This window comes from Streptomyces sp. Y309, from assembly GCF_056712025.1.
This window is the reverse complement of sequence record NZ_CM160048.1, coordinates 170,311-193,608: the sequence shown is the minus strand read 5'-3', so window position 1 is coordinate 193,608 and position 23,298 is coordinate 170,311. Positions and strand designations below refer to the sequence as shown.

Genomic DNA, 23,298 nt, shown 5'->3' with positions numbered 1-23,298 from the left:
ATGACCGTACCGACGGCGACACCCGCAGACACCGGCCGCACCGGCGGTCACAACAACCGCCGCACCCGCGAGGACAAGAACCGCCGACCCCGCGAGCGCAAGAAGCCGTACCTCGTGTACGCCGCCCTCGTCGGCGTCATGGCCGCCTCGCTCTTCCCCCTCTACTACTCCTTCGTCCTGCCCACCCGCGACAACTCCGCGATCGGCGACTCGGCCCTGACCCTGACGCCGGGCGGCAACCTCTTCCACAACATCGGGCGCGTCTTCGACACCGTCGACTTCTGGCTCGCGCTGCGCAACTCCTTCGTCATCTCCACCACGGTGACGGTGTGCTGCGTGCTGCTCGCCTCGCTCGCGGGCTTCGCCTTCGCCAAGCTGCCGTTCAAGGGGCGCAATCTGCTCTTCGTCGCCGTCGTGGTGACGGCGATGCTGCCCACCCAGCTCGGCATGATCCCGCTGTACATGCTGATGGGGAAGCTCGGCTGGATCGCCACGCTCCAGGCGGTCGTCGTGCCCGCGCTGGTGTCGGCGTTCGCCGTGTTCTGGATGCGCCAGGCCTGCGAGGAGTCCGTCCCGTACGAACTCGTCGAGGCGGCCCGCGTCGACGGCTGCTCGACGCTCGGCACCTTCTGGCACGTGGCCCTGCCCGCGATCCGCCCGCAGGCCGCCGTGCTCGCCATGTTCACCTTCATGGCCACCTGGAACGACTTCATGTGGCCGCTGATCGTCCTCGACCCTTCGGTCACCCCGACCGTACAGACCGCCCTGTCCTCGCTGGCCAGCGGCTACGCGCTCGACTACACGCTGATCCTGTCCGGCGCGGCGATCGGAGTGCTGCCGCTCCTGCTCGTCTTCGTGCTGCTGTCCCGGCACATCGTGGCCGGTGTGATGCAGGGCGCGGTCAAGGGCTGACATTTTCCCGTTCGGCAACACCTTCTCCGTACGAAAGGACCTGCCTTGTCCGCGGGCCCCATCCGCAATCCCGTGCTGCCCGGATTCCACCCGGACCCCAGCATCCTGCGCGTCGGCGACACGTACTACCTCGCGACGTCCACCTTCGAATGGTTCCCCGGCGTCCCCGTGCACCGCTCCACGGACCTGGTGCACTGGGAGCACGCCGGGCACATCCTCGACCGCACCGACCTGCTCGACCTGCGGGGCGTCGCCGACTCGGCCGGGGTGTGGGCGCCGTCGCTCTCGTACCACGACGGCCGGTACTGGCTCGTCTACAGCATCGTCCGCACGGTCGGGCGCCCGTACAAGGACGTCGACAACTACCTGACGACCGCCGAGCGCATCGAGGGCCCCTGGTCGGCGCCGGTCTTCTTGAACTCCTCCGGTTTCGACCCGTCGTTCTTCCACGACGAGGACGGGCGCCACTGGCTCCTCAACATCCAGTGGGACCACCGCGAGGCGCATCCTTCCTTCGCGGGCATCCTGCTCCAGGAGTACGACGCCGACAAGCAGGACCTGATCGGACAGCCCCGCACGATCCTCACGCACGACACCCTCATCGAGGGCCCGAACCTCTACCGCAGGGACGGCTGGTACCACCTGATGATTGCCGAGGGCGGCACCGGCTGGCACCACGGCATCCTGACGGCCCGCTCGCGCGACCTCGCCGGACCCTATGAACTCGACGCCCACGGCCCGCTGTTGACGACCCGTCATGATCCCGCGTGGCCGTTGCAGAAGGCCGGGCACGGGGAGCTGGTGGAGACGCCTGACGGCGAGTGGTACCTGGCGCATCTCGCCTCCCGCCCCGTGCGCACGCCCGACGGCGACCCGCGCTGTGTGCTCGGCCGCGAGACCTGCCTGCAGCGGGTGACGTGGACCGACGACGGCCGGCCGCGGCTTGCGGGCGGCGGACACCTGCCCGACACCGACGTCCCGGCTCCCCGCGCGCCCCGCGCGGCCGTCGCCGCCGAACCCCGCACGCCGCCCGCCCGCGACGACTTCGACGCCCCGCGCCTCGACCCTCGCTGGAACACGCTGCGCACCCCCGCCCGCCCCGACTGGCTGACGCTCACCGAACGCCCCGGCCACCTGCGGCTGCGCGGCCGGCAGAGCCTCCACTCCCGCTTCGACCAGAGCCTGCTCGCCCGCCGCCTCACCTCGGTGCGCTGCGAGGCGACGACCGTCGTCGACTTCCGCCCCGCCCACTTCAGCCAGGCGGCGGGCCTGATCTGCTGGTACGACACGACGACCCACTACTACCTGCGCCTGACCCACACCGAGGGCCGGGGCCGCACCCTCGGCGTCGTGTTCACCGACGACGGCACCTACGGCGAGCTGCCCGAGGCCGAACTGGACGTCGACGACTGGCCGTCGGTACACCTGCGGGCCCGCTTCGACGGACCCGGACTGCTGCTGTCGGCCTCCCCGGACGGACGGTCCTGGCAGCAGGTCGGCCCAGTGCTCGACGCGACCCGCCTGTCCGACGACTACGGCGACCGGCTGCGGTTCACGGGCGCGTACGTCGGGGTGTGCGCGCAGGACCTGGGCGGGACGCGCGCACCCGCCGACTTCGACTGGTTCGAGCTGCGGGACCTCGACGAGTGACCCGCGACCGGTGACCCACTCCGAGCCGCAGTGCACGCAGACGTTCCCGCAGACGTTCCCGCAGACAAGGAGCCGTACGTGAGCATGAACCTGTCCCGCCGCAGCACCCTCCAGGCCGCCGGAGCGGTCGCCCTCTCCGCCTGTGCGACCGGTGCCCTCGGCGTGAACACCGCGCACGCGGAGGGCGCCGAGCCGCTCGTCGTCCACCCCGTTCCTGCCGGAGCCCCCGTCAAGACCGACAGCTTCGCCGTCAAGGTCCGCACCCCCGGCGGCACCTGGCGGAAGCTCGGCACGTATCTCGCCACCCTCAACCTGGTCGACACCACCACGGGCGGCGGCCGGCAGCAGAAGTCGACCCTCGCCTTCTTCGACTTCGCGGGCACGGTGGACGTCGAGGTGACGTACATCAAGGGCGGCACGGAGAAGGTGCGCGTCCGTCCCGACTCGTACGGCATCGAGCCCGAGGTCGTCGCCGACACCCTCCGGTTCACCCTGGACCGGCCCCGCAACGTCGTCGTACAGATCAACGACGACATCTTCGACTGCCTGCACCTGTTCGCCCGTCCCCTGGAGACGCACCGCCCGGACAAGGACGACCCCGACGTCCTCTACTTCGGCCCCGGCGTGCACACCACCGCCGACGGCACGGTGACCGTCCCGTCGGGGAAGACCGTGTACCTGCACGGCGGCGCGGTGCTGAAGTCGCGCGTCGTCTTCAAGGACGTGCACGACGCGCGGCTCACCGGGCGCGGCGTCATCTGGGCGGCGCCCGGCGGCGGCGTCACCGTCGAGGGATCCCGCGACATCTCCATCGGCGCGGTCACCATGCTCAACCCGGACGGCTACGCCGTCACCGTCGGGGAGTCCCACGACGTCACCATCCGCGGCGGCATGGGCTCCTTCAGCTCCAAGGGATGGGGCGACGGCATCGACGTCTTCTCCTCCACCGGCGTCACGATCGACGGCGTCTTCATGCGCAACGCCGACGACTGCATCGCCCTCTACACCCACCGCTGGGAGTACTACGGCGACACCCGCGACATCACCGTCAAGAACTCCACCCTCTGGGCCGACGTCGCCCACCCCATCAACGTCGGCACCCACGGCAACACCGACGCCCCCGAGGTCCTGGAGAACCTCACCTTCGCCAACCTCGACATCTGCGACCACCGCGAACCCCAAATGGGCTACCAGGGCTGCATCGCCCTCAACGCGGGCGACTCCAACCTGATCCGGCACGTGCGAGTGGACGGCGTACGCGTCGAGGACTTCCGGCAGGGCCAGCTCATCCACCTGCGGGTCATGTACAACACGAAGTACAACACCTCGGTCGGGCGCGGCATCGAGGACGTGTACGTCAAGGACCTCAGCTACACCGGCAAGGCCCTCGACACCTGCCTGCTGCTCGGTTACGACGCCGACCACGCCATCAAGGACGTCACCTTCGAGAACCTCGTCGTCAACGGCAAGGTCATCGCCGACTCCATGCAGAAGCCCGGCTGGTACCTGACGGGGGACTTCGTCCCGCTGCACGCCAACGAGCACGTCACGAACCTGAAGTTCCGCACCACCGCTGAGGCCGCGTCGTGACACCCCTCAGCCGCCGGACCCTGCTCCGGACGTCCACGTCGCTGCTCGCCGCAGCCGGGACGGGCACCCTCGGCGCCTCCCTCGCCCGCGCCCAACCGCCCGGTGGAGCAGAGGAGTTCTCCTTCGCCCACCCCGGCCTCCTGCACACCTCCGACGACGTGGCCCGCATGCAGGCCGCGGTCGCCGCCAAGCGGTCCCCGCAGTACGAGGGGTACCTCGCCCTCGCGGCCCACGCCCGCTCCTCGGCCGCGTACCCGGTCCGCAACACCGGACAGATCACCTCGTGGGGCCGCGGCCCCAGCAACCACATGAACGAAGCCGTCGCCGACTCGGCCGCCGCCTACCAGAACGCCCTCATGTGGTGCGTCACCGGCGAACGCGCCCACGCCGACAAGGCCCGTGACATCCTCGACGCCTGGTCGGCGTCGCTCACCGCCGTCACCGGCGCCGACGGCCCGCTCGGCGCGGGCCTGCAGGGCTTCAAGTTCGCCAACGCCGCCGAACTGCTCCGCCACAGCGGCTACGACGGCTGGGCGGCCGCGGACATCGCGCGCTGCGAGGAGTCCTTCCTGCGTGTCTGGTACCCGGCGGTCTCCGGCTACATGCCGTACGCCAACGGCAACTGGGACCTGACGGCCCTCCAGACGATCCTCGCCATCGGCGTCTTCTGCGAGGAGCGCGTGCTCTTCGAGGACGCGCTGCGGTACGCGGTGTCGGGCGCCGGCAACGGCAGCGTGCCGCACCGCGTCGTCACCGCCGCCGGACAGGGCCAGGAGTCCGGCCGCGACCAGGGCCACGAACAGCTCGCCGTCGGCCTCACCCTGGACGCCGCCCAGGTCGCCTGGAACCAGGGCGTCGACCTGTACGGCCACCTGGACCACCGCATCCTCGCCAACGTCGAGTACGCGGCCCGCTACAACCTGGGCCACGACGTCGACTTCACCCCCGACCTGGACCGGACCGGCAAATACCTCAAGACGACCGTCTCCGCGAAGGTGCGCGGCGCGTTCCCGCCGATCTACGAGATGGCGTACGCGCACTACGCGGGCGTCCGCGGGCTCGACGCGCCGTACACGAAGGCGGCGCTCTTCCGCGGCAGCGGCGGGGCCCGCGTCATCGAGGGCAGCAACGACGACCTGCCGTCCTTCGGGACCTTCACCTACGCCGGCGCCACGCCGCACCCGGCCACCCCGCTGACGGCGCCCGCCGCCCTCGCGGCGCGCGGAACCGCCCGCGCCGTCACCCTCACCTGGCTGCCGCCCACCGGCGCGCTGACCTGCCGTGTGCACCGGGCCACCGACCCCGAAGGCCCGTACGAGACGATCGCCGACGCGGTCCGGGCCGCCACGCACACCGACCGGAGCGTCCGCGCGGGCCGCACCTACCACTACACGGTGTCCTGCTCCGACGGCCCGGTCTCGGCCGTCGCCGCCGCGACGGCGGGGCTGCCCGAGCCGTGGGCGGCACGGGACATCGGGGCGGTGCGCGGCATCGGCTCGGCGGTCTTCGACGGCGAGCGGTTCGCCGTCGAGGCGGGCGGCGACGACATCGGTTCCACCGCGGACGCCTGCCACTTCGCGTACGTGCCGCTGCGCGGCGACGGCACGGTCACCGCGCGCGTGGTGTGGCCGCTCAGCTCGCAGTACTCCAAGGTCGGCGTCATGGTGCGCGGCGCGCTCACCGCCGGGGCCGCGCACGCGTCGATGCTGATCCAAGGGCTGCCGCTGCACACCTGGAGCGGGGTGTGGACGGTGCGCGACGTGCCGGAGGAAGAGACCACGGCGACCGGCAGCACACCGGTGCCGCCCACCCAGCAGCGGGCCATCACGACGGACGCGGGCTTCCCGATCTCCGACCTCGGCACGTTGCCCGCGTCCGCGACGCCCCTCGAAGCGCCGTACGTGGAGGGCGCGGGTGACGGATACCGGCTGCGGGCGCCGTACTGGGTGCGCGTCGAGCGACGCGGCAGTCGCTGCACCGGATTCCTCTCCCCGGACGGCGAGACGTGGACCGAAGTCGGGGCAGGGAAGGTCGAGTTGGGACGCGGCGTGTATGCCGGACTCGTCCTCTCCTCGTGCCTGGGCGTGGATGCCACGGATGCCACGGATCCCACGGATGCGGATTCCACGGATGCCATGCTCGCTTCGTATGCCGAGACCGGGACCGCCGCCTTCGACAACGTCAGCGTGCGCGACGCCACCGGCACGGTGTGGGCGGTGCCGCGCCCCGTCGCCACCGCCACCGGTCTGCGCGCGCGGCCGGGCCCCGACGCCGTCGAGCTCACCTGGACCGACCCCGACCTGTCGGCCCGCTACACCGTGCTGCGCGCCGCCCGAGCCGAAGGCCCGTACGAGACGATCCCCACCGGCGTGGCCCCGGTCGGCTTCGGGACGCGGCTGCGGTACGCCGACGCCGCCGGAACTCCCGCGGCGACCTACCATTACCGGGTCGCGAAGACCAACTGCTCGGGCCGCGGCCCGCGTTCGCCCCGGGTGACCGCGAGCATGCCGAAGCCGGTGGGCCGGTTCGCGGTCACCGTGACCGCGGCCAACGCGTCCGGGGAGGGGGAGGGCGCCCTGAAGGTGGCGGTCGAGACGCCGCCGCCCGCTCCGTGGACGTACGGCGATCTCGGCGAGGTCGTCCTCGACGAGCGGGACCTCGGCACGTACGGCGTGGTGTTCGTGCTGAGGCCCGGGATCACCTCGTACGGAGGCGGAACCTTCACCGTGCGCGGCGCGGGCACCGACCTGAATGTCAACGGGCAGGGCATGACCGGGCAGTTCGCGCGGCAGTCGGTCGGCGGTGACACCTGCGAGATCGTGGCCCGTGTCGTGTCCCGGTCGGGCGCGGCGGCGGCAGACCGGGTGGGGCTCCTGATGGCCAAGTCCCTCTCCCCTTTCGACCAGGCGGCCGGGGTGATCCTCACCGGCGGCGCCGGGCCGCGGCTCATGCTCCGCCCGACGGTCGCGGGCGCCTCCGTCTTCACGGGAAGCACGGGGAACACGCGGAGCACGGGGACCACGCGGTCAGCGGGGACAGCGGGCGAGGCACCCCAACTCCCGCTGTGGCTCCGGCTGAAGCGCACCGGAACCGTCTTCGCCGCGGCCGTCTCCACCGACGGCGACAGCTGGACCCCGCTCGCCGAGGGCACCGTCCCCGGCTTCGGCGAGGCCTCGTTCCACGTGGGCCTCGTGGTCTGCTCGGGCGACCCGCGGGCACTCAGCACCACGCGCTTCGACCACGTGAGGGTCACAGAAGCGGCGCCACGCTGATCAATACGGCACGCCCCGGCGGGTCAGCGACGCGCGGTCTTCCCCCGCGTCTTCGCCCGCCCCGGCGCACTGCCCAGCACCGCCAGGACGGAGAGCAGGACGAGCGCGCAGGCCGGGCCGAGCACGGTCCAGGGCGCCAGTTCGGCGTAGGCCTGGTTCTCCGAGAGGAGCCGTCCCCACTCCGGGGTCGGCGGCTGTTCGCCGAGGCCCAGGAAGCCGAGGGAGGCCAGGACGAGAACGGTGGTGGGCAGGCGGAGCAGGGCGTTGCGGAGCACGGCCGGGAGTACGGCGGGCAGCAGGTGGCGGCGCAGCAGGTGCAGTCGACCGGCGCCCAGGGAGACGGACGCGGCGATGTGGCCGCCGGCCCGTTCCTGTTCGAGCAGCGCCGCGGTCTGGGCGGCGTACGGGCTCCAGCCGACCGCGCACACCGCGCACGCCGCGCCCCAGACCGAAGGACCGGTGACCCCCGTCACCAGCAGTCCCGCGAGGACGGCGGGCAGCGTCGAGACCACTTCCGTCAGACCCGCGCTCGCCTGCGGCACCATGCCGAGCAGCAGACCGGTGACGGCACTGACCGCCGTCACCACGAGCGCCACGCCCGCCGTGCGCAGCGCCCCGTGGCCGAGCCGGGCCAGCAGGTCGCGGCCCAGCGAGTCCGTGCCCAGCGGATGCGCGGCGGAGGGCGGAAGCAGCCGCGCGGCCGTGTCCACCTGCAAGGGGTCGCGCAGCAGCCCCGCCACGACGAGGGCGACCAGGGCCAGGGCGCAGCACCCGGCGATCCGGCGCAGGGCGCGCGGTCGGGGGAGTGCGGGCCGATGCAGGGCGGGCAGGGCGCCGTCCCGGAGCGCGCGGCCGAGCAGCGCGTGCCGCAGGGCTCGTACGAGGAGACCGGCGGCCGTGCCGAGCAGGACGAGGGCGAGCGCGGTGGTCTGGAGGGGCGGGAGGTCCTGGGCGACGGCGGCGTCCAGGGCGAGTCGGCCGAGTCCGGGGATGTTGAAGATCTTCTCCACGGCGACCGCGCCGCCGACCAGTGCCACGACGGTCGGCAGGAACTGGGGAAGCACGCCGGGCAGCGCCCGGCGCAGGGCGTGCCGGGCGGTGTGGCCGGGCGGGAACCCGGCGGCGTACCACGTCCGTGCCCAGGGCTCGTGGAAGGCGGCGGGCAGCGACTGGTCGAGGAGCCCGCCGATCATCGCCCCGGAGGGGACACCGAGTGCGAGCGCGGGCAGCACCATCGACTGCGGCCCCTCCCAGCCGCTCGAAGGGAACCAGCCGAGCCACACCCCGCACACCGTGGCCAGCAGTGAGGCGAGCAGGAACTTGGGAAGGGCGGCAAGGACAGCGGCCCCGGTGCCCGCCCGTCCGTGCCGCAGCCGCCGCCGGGACCCCAGGAAGACCGTGCGGGCACAGACCAGGCCGGCCACCAGGACGGTGACCAGGAGCGCGGCCAGCATGAGCGTGACCGAGACGCCGAGGGCGGCCGTCACGTGGGGGAGCACCGGTTCGCCCGACACCCAGGAGGTGCCCGCGTCACCGCGGGGCAGGCCGCCCAGCCAGTGCGTGAGATGCGTGAGGGGCCCCTCGTCCAGGCCCAGTTGCTCCCGTACGGCGGCCAACTGCTCGGGCGTCGGGTCCTGATCGGCGGAGCGTGCCCGCAGCACCGTCCGCGCCGGGTCGGTGCCGGAGAGCCAGGGCAGCAGGGCGACGGCCGTCAGCAGCGCGGCCCCGGCGACGGTGCGGCCGGCCCCGGCCCGCCACCGGTGGAGGCGGACGGGGGCGCGGCCGTCAGTGATGCTCATCCCGTGGTGTTTCCGTCCGTGGCCGCCGTCACTTGAGGCGGGTGTCGACGTCGATCAGGGAGCGCTCGCGGGGATCGAGGCGTACTCCCTCGACATCGGTGGCGATGCCCTGCACGGCCTCCTCGTGGACCAGCGGCACGACGGCGTCGGTGCGCAGGATCTCCGCCTCCGCCCGCATGATCTTCTGCTGCCGCTGCTTCGTGCCGCCCTCTTCGGCGGCGGCCCTGATGGCCTTGTCGACCGCGGCGTCCTTCAGGCCCGCGATGTTGTAGACGCCGTCGCTCGTGTAGTCGCCGGCGAGGTAGGCGACCGCGTCACCCGTGTCGAGGAGCGTGACCCGGGAGAAGACGAGCGCGTCGTACCGGCCCGCGAGGAGGTCGGCCTCCATCTGCGTGTACTCGCGTACGTCCTGCTTCACCTTGAACCCGGCCTTCTCCAGCTTCTGCTGGAGAACGGTCGCGGCCTCGGGCAGTTCGGCGCGGTTGGTGTAGGTGGCCAGGCGCAGCGTCCTGCCCTCGGCCCTGGCCGTGACCTGTGCGGGAGTCGCGGCCTTCGCGCGGCCCGTCACCTTGACGCGCTGGTCGGCGGCCCACGGGACGGCGGGCCCGAACAGGCCCTGCGCGGATTCCGCGTACCCCCCGAAGACGGAGTCGGTGAGCGCGGACCCGTCGACGGCCTCGCGGGTGGCGGCGCGCAGGGACGCGTCGGTGAAGAGGCCGCTGCCGGTGTTCAGGACGAGGCTGTCGGTGCGGACGGAGGGCACCTCGTGACGGGTGTCCCGGTCGAGCAGCTTCGCCTGGGCGGTGGGGATCCACTCGGCGATGTCGACGTCGCCGCCGCGCAGGGCGTTGGCCCGGGCGGTGCCGTCCGCGATCCAGTCGACGTCGACGCCGGAGGCCTTCGCCCTGCCGCCCCAGTAGCCGTCGAATCGATCGAGGGCCGCCTTCGTCTTGCCGGTCAGCCGGGTGATCTCGAATGGTCCGGTGCCGGTGCCGACCGGGCTGACGGCGCCGTCCTTCGCGTACGCCTTCGGGGAGAGGACGGCGAGCGCGGGGCTGGCCAGGCGCAGCGGCAGCACCGGGTCGGCGCTCTTGGTGGTGATCGTGACGGTGTCGGCGTCCTTGGCCTCGGCGGTCAGGGTCACGTCGCTGAGGACGCGGGGCCTGGTGCTGGCCTTGCCCGCCTGGTCGAGGGCGTTGACGACGGACGTGGCGGTGACCTCGGTGCCGTCCTGGAACAAGGCCTTGCGCAGCTCGAAGGTCCAGGTGGTGGCGGTGTTCTGCTTCCAGGACTTCGCGAGCGCGGGCGCCGCGGCGCCGTCCTTGTCGAGGGCGGTGAGGCCTTCGGCGACGGACAGCTTGCTGAGCACGGTGGCGTCGTTGCTGTACGGGGAGAGCGCCTGCACCGGCGGTACGGCGAGGGCGACCCGCAGGCGGCCCCCATTTCCCGCTTCGCTGCCCGAGCCGCCGCTCTCGCTCGAGACGAAGCAGCCGGTCAGCACAGGGGTGAGGGCGAGCGCCGCAAGGAGGGCGCGGGAAGGGGTGCGCATGCGTGTGGTCCTGTCGTGGGGCATGGAGATACCCCCGGCCTGACGTGTACGGCAGCGAAGGTGGCGACAGCGTATAAGGCAAGGCTTACCGAACTTCAGCCGGGTGGGTGAAATCTCAACTACTGGACCCGGCGGACGCGAGGGACCCGGCGGACACGAGGTGCGTGGCTCCCGGCCCCGCCCGCCCGCACCCTCCACCCCTACCGCACAAGCGGCGCCGTGCTCTCCCGCACCACCAGCCGCGTCGGCACCAGCGTCGTACCCCGCTCGGCCGCGCCCTGCCGCACCTGGCGCAGGACCCCCTGCACGCAGCGGCGGCCCACCTCGGCGAAGTCCTGGTGCACGGTGGTCAGGGGCGGCAGGAATGAGCCGGACTCGGGGATGTCGTCGAAGCCGATGACGCTCACGTCGTCGGGCACTCTCCGGCCGCGCTCGTGCAGTGCCCGCAGCAGTCCGAGCGCCATCTGGTCGTTGGCGGCGAACACCGCGGTGCAGTCCGCGTGTTCGGCCAGGCGGAGCCCGGCCCGGTAGCCGGACTCCGCCGACCAGTCGCCGCGCACCAGCGGCGGCGGGACGCGCCCGGCCTCCGTGAGCGTCGAGCGCCAGGCGTCGGCGCGGCGCTGTGCGGCGAAGGACTCCTCGGGTCCTGCCAGGTGCCACACCGTGCGGTGGCCGAGGCCGAGCAGGTGCTCCACCGCGGTGCGGGTGCCGCCCGCCTGGTCGGTGTCGACCACGGTGTAGCGGTCGCCGGCGTCCGAGTCCGCCACGACGACCTGGACGTGGGGCGGCAGCGAAAGCCGCGCCGCGTCGAGGAGATGTACTTCCATGATGACGATGACGGCGTCGACGGCGAGTTCCCCGAGCCGGGAGAAGGCGCCGCGCACCTCGTCCTGGGTCGGCACCGCCACGGGCAGCAGCGTGACCGCGTACCCCTCCTGCGCCGCGGACGTGGCGATCGCCTCCAGGGTGCGCACATTGCCCGTGCTGGAGAGGCTGAAGGTGATGACGCCGATGGTGCGGAACTCCCCGCGCTTGAGGGCGCGGGCGGCGCTGTTGGGCCGGTACCCGAGCTCCTTCATGGCGGCGAGCACCTGCCGCCGCGTCTCTTCCGTGACGCCCGAATAGCCGTTGGACACACGGGAGACGGTCTGGGAGGAGACCCCGGCGAGGCGGGCGACGTCCGCCATGGACGCGCTCTGGGAACGGCGTGCGGCCCGCGCCCTGCCACGTGTGCGCGCCGCGCCCGTCGGCGACTTGTCCGCTGCTTCCACCGTCTCCCTCATCGCATGAGCCGCAGTTCTCTGCGGTGGCCCGCGTTTTCCGTCACGGTCCACGGGACCCTTGACCACCGTCATCGGAGGAGTGTAGACATTCCGCCACCGGGATGTTTACGCAAACATAACACCCCAGGGTCCTTACGGCGCACGATGTTTACGCAAACATCTCGACGGCGCACCGCCCATGGCGCAACGCACCGCGCACGGCGCACGCCGGTCCCGAGATGGACGAGCGAGGAACGACATGACGACGCTTCAACCACCGGCGGCCACAGGACGGCGCCCCTCCCGACCGCCGTGGCGGCGGGCCCGCTCCTGGACGGGATGGGGGTTCATCGGCCCCTTCGTGGCGGTCTTCGCCCTGGTCTTCATGGCGCCCCTCGCGTACTCGGTCTATCTCAGCCTCTTCCGCGACCGGCTCATCGGCGGCACCACGTTCGTGGGCCTCGACAACTACCAACAGGCCCTCAAGGACGACCAGTTCTGGGCCTCGCTGGAGCGGGTCGCGCTGTTCCTGGCGGTCCAGGTGCCGATCATGCTGGGCATCGCGCTCCTCGTCGCCCTCGCCCTGGACAGCGGCCGCCTCTACGGCAAGGACTTCTTCCGGATCTCGATCTTCCTGCCCTATGCGGTGCCCGCCGTGGTGGCCTCGCTGATGTGGGGCTTCATGTACGGCAGCCGCTTCGGGCTCGTCGGTGACATCAACGACGGCCTGGGTGTCTCGCTGCCCGACCCGCTCTCACCGGATCTGGTCCTCGCGTCGATCGGCAACATCGTCACCTGGGAGTTCGTCGGCTACAACATGCTGATCTTCTACTCGGCGCTGCGCGTCGTCCCGCACTCCCTGTATGAGGCCGCGCAGATCGACGGCGCAGGACAGTGGCGCGTCATCACGGCCATCAAACTCCCGGCGATCCGCGGTGCCCTCGTCATCGCCACGATCTTCTCGATCATCGGCAGCTTCCAGCTGTTCAACGAACCGGCCATCCTGCAGAAGCTCGCGCCCAACGCGATCACCACCGACTACACCCCCAACTACTACACGTACTCACTGTCCTTCTCCGGACAGCAGCACAACTACTCCGCGACGGTCGCCATCGTCATGGGCGTGATCACCATGATCGTCGCCTACATCGTCCAGCTGCGCGGCATGCGCAAGGGAGCGTGAGCCCGATGACTGGACCGATCGGCACCGCCGCCGCCTCCCGGCCCGCGACGAAGCCGCACACCGCCGCCCCGCGCCTGCGGACACCGCGCCGCCACACGCCGAGCCGCCCCAGGCGCAGCGTCCTGCTGACCGTCCTCACCGGCGTCTTCGTGCTGTACAGCCTCGTACCGCTGCTGTGGCTGCTGATCAGCGCCACCAAGACCCAGGGCGGCCTGGCCAGTTCGTTCGGCCTGTGGTTCGACGGGGACTTCGCGCTGTGGGACAACATCAGCGAGACGTTCACGTACCAGGACGGTGTGTTCGTCCGCTGGCTCCTCAACACGCTGCTGTACGTGGTGGTGGGCGCGGGCGGGGCCACCTTCCTGGCGGTCCTCGGCGGGTACGCGCTCGCCAAGTACGACTTCCCCGGCAAGCGGGGCGTGTTCGCGGTCGTCATCGGGGCGGTCGCGGTGCCCACCACGGCGCTCGCGGTCCCGACGTTCCTGATGTTCAGCAAGCTGGGCCTGACCGACACCCCGTGGGCGATCATCGTCCCGTCCCTGATCTCGCCGTTCGGCCTGTACCTGATGTGGGTGTTCGCGACCGAGGCGATCCCCACCGAGCTGATGGAGGCCGCCCGCATCGACGGCGCGAGCGAACTGCGCACCTTCTTCCAGGTCGCCCTGCCGCTGCTCGCACCCGGCACTGTCACGGTGCTCCTCTTCACCACGGTCGCGACCTGGAACAACTACTTCCTGCCGCTGATCATGCTGAAGGACCCCGACTGGTATCCGCTGACCCTCGGCCTCGACGCCTGGAACAAGCAGGCGTCCACGGCCGGCGGCGAAGCCGTCTTCAACCTGGTCATCACCGGCTCCCTGGTCACCATCGTGCCGTTGATCGCCGCCTTCCTGCTGCTGCAGAAGTACTGGCAGTCCGGACTCGCCGCCGGAAGCGTCAAGGAGTAGGCCCACGCGGCAGGCCGTCACCCGTCCCGTTCCCGAGCGCCACCACGAAGAATTCCCGAGCACCACCACGAAGAAGTGGAAGCATCGCCATGCCCAAGCACCCCCGCCGCCTGCTGCGCGGCCTCGGCCTCGTCTGCGCCCTCGCCCTCGGGGCGACCGCGTGCGGCGGCTCCGACGACGACAACTCCAGCCAGGACAAGGTGAGTGCGGCCGACATCAAGGCCGCGCTGAAGAAGGGCGGCACCGTCACGGTGTGGGCGTGGGAGCCCACCCTGAAGCAGGTCGAGGCCGACTTCGAGAAGAAGTACCCGAAGGTCGACGTCAAGCTGGTCAACGCCGGCACCAACAACGACCAGTACAAGGCCCTGCAGAACGCCATCTCCGCGAAGAAGGGCGTCCCCGACGTCGCGCAGATCGAGTACTACGCGCTCGGCCAGTACGCCCTGACCAAGGACATCACCGACCTCAAGGCGTACGGCGCCGACAAGCTCGCCCGCGCCTACTCGCCGGGCCCGTGGAACTCCGTCAAGTCCGGCGACGGCATCTACGGCCTGCCCATGGACTCCGGCCCGATGGCGCTGTTCTACAACAAGAAGGTCTTCGACAAGTACAAGATCGCCGTGCCGACGACGTGGGACGAGTACGTCGAGGCCGGCCGCAAGCTGCACAAGGCGAACCCGAAGGCGTACATCGCGAGCGACGTCGGTGACGCGGGAATGACGACCAGCCTGCTGTGGCAGGCCGGCTCGCACCCGTACAAGGTCGACGGCACCAAGGTCGGGATCGACTTCACCGACGCCGGGGCCAAGAAGTACACCGACACCTGGCAGCAGCTCATCGACGAGAAGCTCGTCGCACCCGTCGTGGGCTGGAGCGACGGCTGGTACAAGGGCCTGGGCGACGGCACCATCGCCACCCTGCCCATCGGCGCCTGGATGCCCGCCAACTTCGCGTCCGGCGTGAAGAACGCGTCCGGTGACTGGCGCGTCGCCCCGCTGCCGCAGTGGACCAAGGGCGCCCACGCGAGCGCGGAGAACGGCGGCAGCTCCCTCGCCCTGCCCGCGCTCGGCAAGAACAAGGAACTCGCCTACGCCTTCGTCGAGTACGCCAACTCCGGTGAGGGCGTGCAGACCCGCATCAAGGGCGGCGCCTTCCCGGCGACCACCAAGGACCTGAACTCCAAGGCGTTCCAGGACACCCCGTTCCCGTACTTCGGCGGCCAGAAGGCCAACAAGGTCTTCGCCGAATCCGCCAAGAACGTCCCCACCGACTGGAAGTACCTGCCGTACCAGGTGTACGCCAACTCGATCTTCAACGACACCGTCGGCAAGGCCTACGTCTCCGGTACGCCGCTGTCGCGGGGCCTGAAGGCGTGGCAGGACGCCTCCGTCAAGTACGGCACGGAGCAGGGCTTCACCGTCCAGAAGTAGCCCTCGTCCACTTCGCTCCCTCTTATTTCATGGCCCCGGAATTTCATGGCACTGGAAGGACGTGCATGACCTCTCGCCCCCCGTCCCGTTTCCCGTACGCACCGGGCAGCGACGGCACCCCGCGCATCGCCTACGGCGCGGACTACAACCCCGAGCAGTGGCCGCGCGACGTCTGGGACGAGGACGTCCGGCTGATGCGCGAGGCCGGGGTGAACACCGTCTCCGTGGGGATCTTCTCCTGGGCCCGCGTCCAACCCGCCGAGGACGCCTGGGACTTCGGCTGGCTCGACGAGCTGATGGACCTGCTGCACGCGGGCGGCATCGGGGCCGACCTGGCCACCGCCACCGCCTCCCCGCCGCCCTGGCTCACCACGGCCCACCCGGAGATCCTTCCGGTGACCGCCTCCGGGGCGACGGTGTGGCCGGGGGCGCGCCAGCACTGGCGGCCCCACCTCGCCCGTCTTCCGCACCCACGCGCTGCGCCTGGTGCGGAAGCTGGTCGAGCGCTATGCCGACCACCCGGCCCTCGTGGCCTGGCACGTCTCCAACGAGCTGGGCTGCCACAACATCTACGACTACTCCGACGACGCGGCCCGCGCCTTCCGCGACTGGCTGCGGGCCCGTCACGGCACGCTCGACGCCCTCAACCACGCCTGGGGCACCGCCTTCTGGTCCCAGCGCTACAGCGACTGGGAGCAGATCCTGCCGCCCCGGCTCGCCGCCTCCCACCCCAACCCCACCCAGCAGCTGGACTTCAAGCGCTTCTCCTCGGACGCGCTGAAGGAGTACCTGCGCGCGGAACGGGACGTCCTGCGGGAGCTCACGCCCGACGTCCCCGTCACCACGAACTTCATGGTGATGGGCAACACCAAGGGCATGAACTACCCGGACTGGGCGGACGAGATCGACTTCGTCTCCAACGACCACTACGTCCACCCCGGCCCCCAGGACCGCGACGAGCTGTCCTTCTCCGCCAATCTCACCAGCGGCATCGCGGGCCACCGCCCGTGGTTCCTGATGGAGCACTCCACCAGCGCCGTCAACTGGCAGCCCGTCAACCTGGCCAAGCGGCCCGGCGACCTCGCCCGCGACTCGCTCCTGCACGTCGCGCACGGCGCCGACGCCGTGTGCTTCTTCCAGTGGCGGCAGTCGGCGGCCGGCGCCGAGAAGTACCACTCGGCGATGGTGCCGCACGCCGGACCCGACAGCGAGGTCTTCCGCGCCGTCACCGGCCTCGGGCGGACCCTTCAGGCGCTGGCGCCCGTCGCGGGGGCGGGGCGCGAACCGGCCCGCGTCGCGGTCCTGTTCGACTGGGAGTCGTGGTGGGCGAGCGAACAGGACTCCCACCCGACCTCCCGCCTCGACTACCGCCAGGAGGCCCTCGACTGGTACTCCGCCCTCCTCGCCCTCGGCATCCGGGCCGACGTCGTCACCACCCGGACCGGACTCGACGCGTACGACCTCCTGATCGCGCCCGTCCTGCACGTGATCCCCGAGGCCCTCGCCAAGGACCTCACGCGCTACGTCGAAGGCGGCGGCCACCTCGTCACCACCTACTTCTCCGGTGTCGTCGACGAGAACGACCACATCTGGCTCGGCGGCTATCCCGGAGCCCTGCGCGAACTGCTCGGCATCCGCATCGAGGAGTTCGGACCGCTGGCCGCCGACGAGACGGTCGCCCTCGACAACGCCACCACCGGCACGGTGTGGACCGACCGGATCACCGTCACCGGCCCGGCCGTCGAGGTCCTCGCCCGGTACCGCACCGGCGCCTACGCCGCCCGCCCCGCCGTCACGCGCCGCGCCGCGGGCCGGGGCTCGGCAGCGTACGTCTCCACCCGCCTCGGGGCGGACGGCCTGACCGTGCTGCTCCCCGAACTCCTCGCCGCCGCCGGTGTCGACAGCGAACTGCCCGCCGTGGCCCGCGGCCGTGTCGAGCTCGCCGTGCGCCGAGGCGCCGACGGCCGCTATCTGTTCCTGGTCAACCGCACCGACGAGACGGTGCCGCTGCCCGGACTCAGCGGGGAACTCCTGATAGGCCCGGCAGTCACCGAGAACGGCTTCGCCCTGCCGCCCCGGGACGTCGCCGTCCTGCGCCAGCCCGCACGCTGACACCCCCTTCCCGTAGAGCGCACTCTCCTGCTTTCCGTACAGCGCACTCTCCTGCACGGCGCCGCATCGACCACAGACCAGTTGGGAGCGCACCATGACACACCGCGCCCGCACGCGACGGCTCCTGGGAGCCGTCGGCATCACCGCCCTGGCCACCGGGGCGGCCCTGCTCACCGCCCCACCACCGACAGCCACGGCGGCCGGTGAGGCCGCCGCCGTCACCGTCCGGCCCGACCCCTCCTACCGGCAGCAGGAGTTCCAGGGCTGGGGCACGAGCCTCGCCTGGTTCGCCAATGCCACCGGCGACTATCCCGAGGAGATACGCCAGAAGCTGGCCCGTCTCCTCTTCGACGACGGCGGCCTCGCCCTGAACATCGCCCGCTACAACATCGGCGGCGGCAACGCCCCGGACGTGAAGGACTACCTGCGTCCCGGGGGAGCGGTCGAGGGCTGGTGGAAGGCGCCGGAGGGCACCACCCGCGACGACACCGACTGGTGGGACCCAAAGGACAAGGCCGACTGGAACCCCGACGCCGACGCCACCCAGCGCTGGTGGGTCGACCGGATCAAGAACGACATCGACCACTGGGAGACGTTCAGCAACTCACCGCCCTGGTTCATGACCGGGAGCGGATATGTCTCCGGCGGCTTCGACGCCTCCGCCGACCAGCTCAAGACGGGCTCCGTCGACGACTTCGCCGCCTATGTCGCGGGCGCCACCAAGCGCCTCGAGAAGGCGCACGGCATCAAGGTCGACACCGTCGACCCGTTCAACGAGCCCAACACCAGCTACTGGAGCACCCGCCTCGGCCCCGACGGCCAACCCGTCGGGGGCCGCCAGGAAGGGGCGCACATGGGCCCCGGCCTCCAGCAGAAGGTGATCCGCGCGCTCGCCCCCGCCCTGAAGAAGTCGAAGACCCACGCGAAGATCTCCGCGATGGACGAGACCAACCCGGGCATCTTCGCGCAGAACTGGAACAGCTACCCCTCCGACGTCCGTGACCTCGTCGGCCAGATGAACGTCCACACCTACGGCACCGGCGGCCGCACGACCGTACGCGACCTGGCCAAGGCGGCGGACAAGCCGCTGTGGATGAGCGAGGTCGAGGGCGACTGGGGCGACGGCCAGGACTTCGACGACATGCGGCCCGGTCTCGGTCTGGCCCAGCACATGGTCGACGACCTGCGGGAACTCGAGCCCCGCGCCTGGGTGTTCTGGCAGCCCGTCGAGGACTACGACAACATGAAGCCCGGCGGCGAGTCCGCCAAGGGCGGCAACTGGGGCAGCATCCAGCTCCCCTTCAGCTGCACCTCGAAGGACACCCTCGCCACCTGCCCGATCCGTACGAACACGAAGTTCGACACGGCCCGCAACTTCACCCACTACATCAAGCCGGGCGACCGCCTGATCAAGGTCGACGACAACTCCAGCGCCGCGGCCGTCTCGCGGAAGGGCAACGGGGCAACCGTCGTCCACGTCAACAGCGCCACCTCGGCGCGCACGGTCACGGTCGACCTGTCCAAGTTCGGCCGCATCAGCCCGCAGGCCACCGTCACTCCGGTGGTGACCAGCGCCGAAGGCAAGCTCGAACGGCACGACGCGATCAAGGTGAGCGGCGCACGGGCCACCTTCACCGTGCCCGCGCAATCGGTGACGTCCTTCGTCGTCGAGGGCGTGTCCGGCGTCGCGCAGGACGCGTCCCTGCTGCGCGAGGGCCACACGTACGAGCTGACCGGCGTCCAGAGCGGCAAGGCGCTCGGCGTGGCCGAGGACGGCAAGGGCCTGGTCATCAAGGCCACGGGGTCCACGGAGGCCACGAAGACTGCGAAGGCCGCGAAGGCCGCGAAGGCCGCGAAGGCCGCGAAGGCCGCGAAGACCGAGGCGGCCGGGGCCGGTCAGCGGTGGCAGCTGCGCCGGATCAGCGGCGGCGACACCGCCGACCGGCGCCGGTACGTCTTCACCAACCCTGCGGACGGCAAGCGTCTGGCCGTCCGGGACGGCGCCCCGGTCCTGGAACCCGACCGGGGCCGCCACGACGCCGCCACCCAGTGGATCATGTCGACGACGGGCGACGGCACCTGGACCCTCGTCAACGCGGCCACCGGAAGGCTCCTGGAGGTCGGCGGCGAGGCCACCCACGACGGAGCCGCCGTCACGACGTGGACCCCGAACTCCGGCGCCCACCAGCGCTGGCGGGTGGTCGACGTGACGGGCCGTCCCGCGGACCCGGACTCCAGGTGACCGACCGTCCGACCCTGCGGCGCGCTGCGCCCTCCCGAGAGGGGGTGCCCTCCCGAGAGGGGGCGCACGCGCCGCTGTTCAGCCCGGCCGCCGTGGTCGCGTCGTGTGCGGGCTTCGTCCTCATCGGCGCGCTCCAGGCGCTGTACGGGCCCGCGATCCCGGCGTTCCGCGAGGAGTTCGGGCTCTCGCCCTCCGCGGCCGGACTCGGGCTCAGCGCCCACTTCGTCGGCGGGGTCGCCGGGGTACTGCTCTTCGACCGGCTGTACGGCAGGCTCGGCAACCGGAAGGTTCTCGGCAGCTCGTACGTCCTGATGGGGGTGGGCGCGGCCGGCTTCGCCCTGGCACCGAACTGGCCCGTCGGCCTCGCCATGGCACTGCTCGCCGGACTCGGCTTCGGCGGCATCGACTACGGCCTCAACCAATTGTTCGCCGTCGGCTTCGGCCACCGCTCGACCGCGATGCTCAACATCCTCAACGCGCACTTCGGCGTGGGCGCGATCCTCGGCCCCGCACTGATCGGCGCGATCGGCGCCGAGCACTACCCGGCGGTCTTCCTCGGGTTCGCGCTGGCCAATCTCCCGCTGCTGCTGTGCCTGCGAGGCGTACGCGACCGGGCACCGCACGAGGCCGACGCCGACGCCGACACGGGCACCGACGCGGACGGCGACACAGGGCGACGGGCGGAGCCCGGTCGTGGGCAGGTCCTCGGCCGCAGCCTGGGCTCCGTGCTCTGCGCGTTCGTCACGCTGTACGTCCTCCACGTGGGCATCGAGGCCGGGGTGGGCGGTTGGGAACCCACGCACCTGGAGACGGTCGGCTACAGCGCGGGCGCCGCCGCCACCGCCACTTCCGTGTACTGGCTGATGATGACCATCGGCCGCTTCCTGGTCGCGCCGATCGCGCTGCGCTTCTCGGCCCAGGCCATCATCACGGTCTCGTGCGCCGGCATGACGGTCTGCCTGCTGCTGGCCGCGGTGCCGGGCCTCGCCCCCTACGCGTACGCGGGTGTCGGCCTGTTCATCGCGCCGATCTTCCCCACGGGGCTGCCCTGGCTGAACAGGGCGGCTCCCCGGGCCCGGCGGGCCGGGGCCGTCGTCATCGCCGCGTCCATGGTCGGCGGTGTCGCCGCGGGGCCCGCACTCGGCAAGGCCATCGAGTGGTCCGGGATCCGCGCGGTTCCGCTGCTGCTGTGCGGCATCTCGGCGCTGTGCCTGAGTGCCACGCTCTGGCTGATCCGGGCCACCCGCCCCCGCCGCACGGATTGACCCGGCCGCGGCTGCGCGTCAGCCGGTGCCGGGCCGCAGCAGGCCCGACTGGTAGGCGATGACGACCAGTTGGGCCCGGTCGCGGGCGTTGAGTTTGGTCATGGCGCGCTGGACGTGGGTGCGTACGGTCAGCGGGCTGAGGACCAGATGGTCGGCGATCTCGGTGTTGGACAGGCCCTCGGCGGCCAGGGCCATGACCTCGCGTTCCCGGGTGGTGAGCGCGGCAAGACGCTCGGGTGGTGTCGAGCGCGCGGCCGACTCGGGTGCCGTGAGGAAGCGGGCGATGAGGGAACGGGTGGCCGTCGGCGACAACAGCGCCTCGCCCGCGGCCACCGTGCGGATGCCGTCGAGCAGCACGTCGGCGGAGACGTCCTTGCCGAGGAAACCACTCGCACCCGCGCGCAGCGCGTGGGCCACGTAGTCGTCGGTCTCGAAGGTGGTGAGGATGAGCACGCGGGTGGCCGCCAGGTCGGGGTCGGCGCAGATGGCCGTGGTGGCGGCGAGGCCGTCGGTGCCGGGCATGCGGATGTCCATGAGGACGAGGTCGGGGCGGTGGACGCGGGCGAGCGCGACCGCCTCCGCGCCGTCGGCGGCCTCGCCGACCACCGTCATACCGGGAGCGGCGTCGATCAGGATGCGGAAGGTGGCGCGCAGCAGGGTCTGGTCGTCGGCAAGCAGCACACGGATGGTCATGAGGGCCGTCTTCTATAGGTACCGGCGGGGCACCGGGGGGGGGACATCTCGGGGTCAGCGGGGCAGCGGGGCAGCGGGGTCCGGGTCAGCGAGGTCAGGGCAGGATCGGCAGTTCGGTGGTGACGGTGAAGCCGCCACCGGGGCGACTTCCCGCCTCCAGGTGGCCACCGGCGGACCGGGCGCGTTCCCGCATGCCGATGAGGCCGAAGCCGTCGCCGGTGGGCGGTGGGGAGGACCGCGGCGGGCCGCCTTCGTCGGTGACCGTGATCGTCAGCCGGTCGCCGGAGTAGACGAGCCGCACGTGGGCCGTGCCGGCGGTGGCGTGCTTGGTCACGTTGGTCAGCGACTCCTGCACGATCCGGTAGGCGGTCAGATCCACCCCTGGGGACAGGGGGCGCTCCTCGCCCTCGACGGTGACGTCGACGGCGAGCCCCGCGCCGGCGAACGCATCCTTCAGGTCCGGGAGTTGACGCAGCCCGGGGGCCGGTTCCAGCGGAGTGCCCGGTTCGTCCGGCCTGCGCAGCAGACCGACCGTCGCCTTCATCTCGCGCAGCGCGGCGGAGGTGGTGCCGGTCAGTTCGTCGAGGATGGGCCGGACCTGCGGGTCGGCGCGCGCGAGATACGCGGCGGTGCCGGCCTGGGCGTTGGCCAGGGCCAGGTGGTGGGCGACGACGTCGTGCAACTCGCGGGCGATGCGGACCCGTTCCTCGGAGACCCGGTGGCGGGCCTCTTCCTCGCGGGTGCGTTCGGCGTGCTCGGCGCGGGCCTGCACCGCCTCCAGATAGGCCTGCCGGAGGCGGGCCCCCGAGCCCAGGGCGACCGGCAGCATGAGACAGAACGTGGGATTGATCGTGGTGAGGGGCCACGGGTAGTAGGAGTGCCCCTCGGCGAGCAGCGCGGTCATGACGATCAGCGTGATGACGCCGAGGCAGTAGAGGTGCGAGGTCCTCCGGGGCGTCTGCACGGCCAGTTCGTAGAGCGCGGTCATGACCGGGGCGAGCAGGAGGGGCGTGATCAGGTAACCGATGCCTCCGGCGGCGCTGGCACAGACCGCGGTGAACACGACGACGGTACGCGGATGGCCCCGCCGCCACAGCAGGGCCAGGGACGCGAGGGCCGAGGTCGGGACGACGGGCCACCAGCCGAGCCGGTCGCCGCCGTACGGCAGGCTGCTGTAGAGCGCCGCGGGGCCGGAGGCGACGACGAGCAGCGCGATGAGCGTCGTGTCGACGACACGGGGGTGCTGGTCGGCGTACCGCCGCAGTTCGGCGATCTTGGTGATCATCGGTGCTCCGGTCTGGTGATCTGGAGTCCCATGGTGGGTGACGCGCCCGGTGGCGGGACGGCAAGGGGCGCCCGTGTCTTGTACGGGCGCCCCTTGGGCGGTGAGAC

At 71.6% G+C, this 23,298-nt stretch carries 14 protein-coding genes and 1 pseudogene; 10 read left to right on the top strand and 5 right to left on the bottom strand.

Going from position 1 to position 23,298, the window contains the following annotated elements; all coding sequences use genetic code 11:
* From AC0KTA_RS00825 to AC0KTA_RS00810, 4 genes are all read left to right on the top strand, one after another.
* Complete coding sequence (locus AC0KTA_RS00825) at positions 1-912, top strand: carbohydrate ABC transporter permease (RefSeq protein ID WP_481053133.1); 912 nt, start codon at positions 1-3, stop codon at positions 910-912.
* A gap of 45 nt (positions 913-957) precedes the next feature.
* Positions 958-2,562: a glycoside hydrolase family 43 protein gene (locus AC0KTA_RS00820; protein ID WP_481053132.1), complete on the top strand. Its 1,605-nt coding sequence runs from the start codon at positions 958-960 to the stop codon at positions 2,560-2,562.
* A gap of 84 nt (positions 2,563-2,646) precedes the next feature.
* Positions 2,647-4,152, top strand: a complete 1,506-nt coding sequence (locus AC0KTA_RS00815) for a glycosyl hydrolase family 28 protein (RefSeq protein WP_481056722.1) — start codon at positions 2,647-2,649, stop codon at positions 4,150-4,152.
* Positions 4,149-7,424, top strand: coding sequence for an alginate lyase family protein (locus tag AC0KTA_RS00810; RefSeq protein ID WP_481053131.1), 3,276 nt, complete (start codon positions 4,149-4,151; stop codon positions 7,422-7,424). The genes AC0KTA_RS00815 and AC0KTA_RS00810 overlap by 4 nt, the downstream gene beginning before the upstream one ends.
* 23 nt (positions 7,425-7,447) lie before the next feature.
* Here the strand turns inward: AC0KTA_RS00810 and AC0KTA_RS00805 are convergent, their stop codons facing one another.
* From AC0KTA_RS00805 to AC0KTA_RS00795, 3 genes are all read right to left on the bottom strand, one after another.
* Entirely contained in the window at positions 7,448-9,223 is a 1,776-nt protein-coding gene (locus tag AC0KTA_RS00805) for an ABC transporter permease subunit (protein ID WP_481053130.1), read from the bottom strand.
* A 28-nt stretch (positions 9,224-9,251) separates the two neighbouring features.
* Complete coding sequence (locus tag AC0KTA_RS00800; protein WP_481053129.1) at positions 9,252-10,772, bottom strand: ABC transporter substrate-binding protein; 1,521 nt, start codon at positions 10,770-10,772, stop codon at positions 9,252-9,254.
* Positions 10,773-10,972: 200 nt separating this feature from the next.
* Complete coding sequence (locus AC0KTA_RS00795; protein WP_481053128.1) at positions 10,973-12,055, bottom strand: LacI family DNA-binding transcriptional regulator; 1,083 nt, start codon at positions 12,053-12,055, stop codon at positions 10,973-10,975.
* A 238-nt stretch (positions 12,056-12,293) separates the two neighbouring features.
* On the opposite strand from AC0KTA_RS00795, the gene AC0KTA_RS00790 reads away from it, so the two are divergent.
* The 6 genes and pseudogenes from AC0KTA_RS00790 to AC0KTA_RS00765 all read left to right on the top strand — a co-directional run bounded on the left by AC0KTA_RS00790 (position 12,294) and on the right by AC0KTA_RS00765 (position 21,213).
* A complete protein-coding gene (locus AC0KTA_RS00790) occupies positions 12,294-13,217 on the top strand; it encodes a carbohydrate ABC transporter permease (protein WP_481053127.1) in 924 nt (307 codons plus the stop codon).
* Between the two features lie 5 nt (positions 13,218-13,222).
* Positions 13,223-14,164: a carbohydrate ABC transporter permease gene (locus AC0KTA_RS00785; protein WP_481053126.1), complete on the top strand. Its 942-nt coding sequence runs from the start codon at positions 13,223-13,225 to the stop codon at positions 14,162-14,164.
* Between the two features lie 89 nt (positions 14,165-14,253).
* A complete protein-coding gene (locus tag AC0KTA_RS00780; RefSeq protein WP_481053125.1) occupies positions 14,254-15,594 on the top strand; it encodes an ABC transporter substrate-binding protein in 1,341 nt (446 codons plus the stop codon).
* Between the two features lie 65 nt (positions 15,595-15,659).
* Positions 15,660-17,706 (top strand): annotated as a pseudogene (locus AC0KTA_RS00775) (beta-galactosidase).
* 94 nt (positions 17,707-17,800) lie between these two features.
* On the top strand, positions 17,801-19,948 hold the full coding sequence (locus tag AC0KTA_RS00770) for an RICIN domain-containing protein (protein WP_481053124.1): 2,148 nt from the start codon (positions 17,801-17,803) through the stop codon (positions 19,946-19,948).
* A gap of 44 nt (positions 19,949-19,992) precedes the next feature.
* The gene (locus AC0KTA_RS00765; RefSeq protein WP_481053123.1) at positions 19,993-21,213 is read left to right on the top strand and encodes an MFS transporter; all 1,221 of its coding nucleotides are present in this window, start codon (positions 19,993-19,995) and stop codon (positions 21,211-21,213) included.
* 18 nt (positions 21,214-21,231) lie between these two features.
* Here AC0KTA_RS00765 and AC0KTA_RS00760 read toward each other — a convergent pair whose 3' ends face one another.
* Both AC0KTA_RS00760 and AC0KTA_RS00755 read right to left on the bottom strand, forming a co-directional pair.
* The gene (locus AC0KTA_RS00760) at positions 21,232-21,906 is read right to left on the bottom strand and encodes a response regulator (RefSeq protein WP_481053122.1); all 675 of its coding nucleotides are present in this window, start codon (positions 21,904-21,906) and stop codon (positions 21,232-21,234) included.
* Positions 21,907-22,000: 94 nt separating this feature from the next.
* On the bottom strand, positions 22,001-23,191 hold the full coding sequence (locus AC0KTA_RS00755) for a sensor histidine kinase (RefSeq protein WP_481053121.1): 1,191 nt from the start codon (positions 23,189-23,191) through the stop codon (positions 22,001-22,003).
* Between the last annotated feature and the right edge of the window lie 107 nt (positions 23,192-23,298).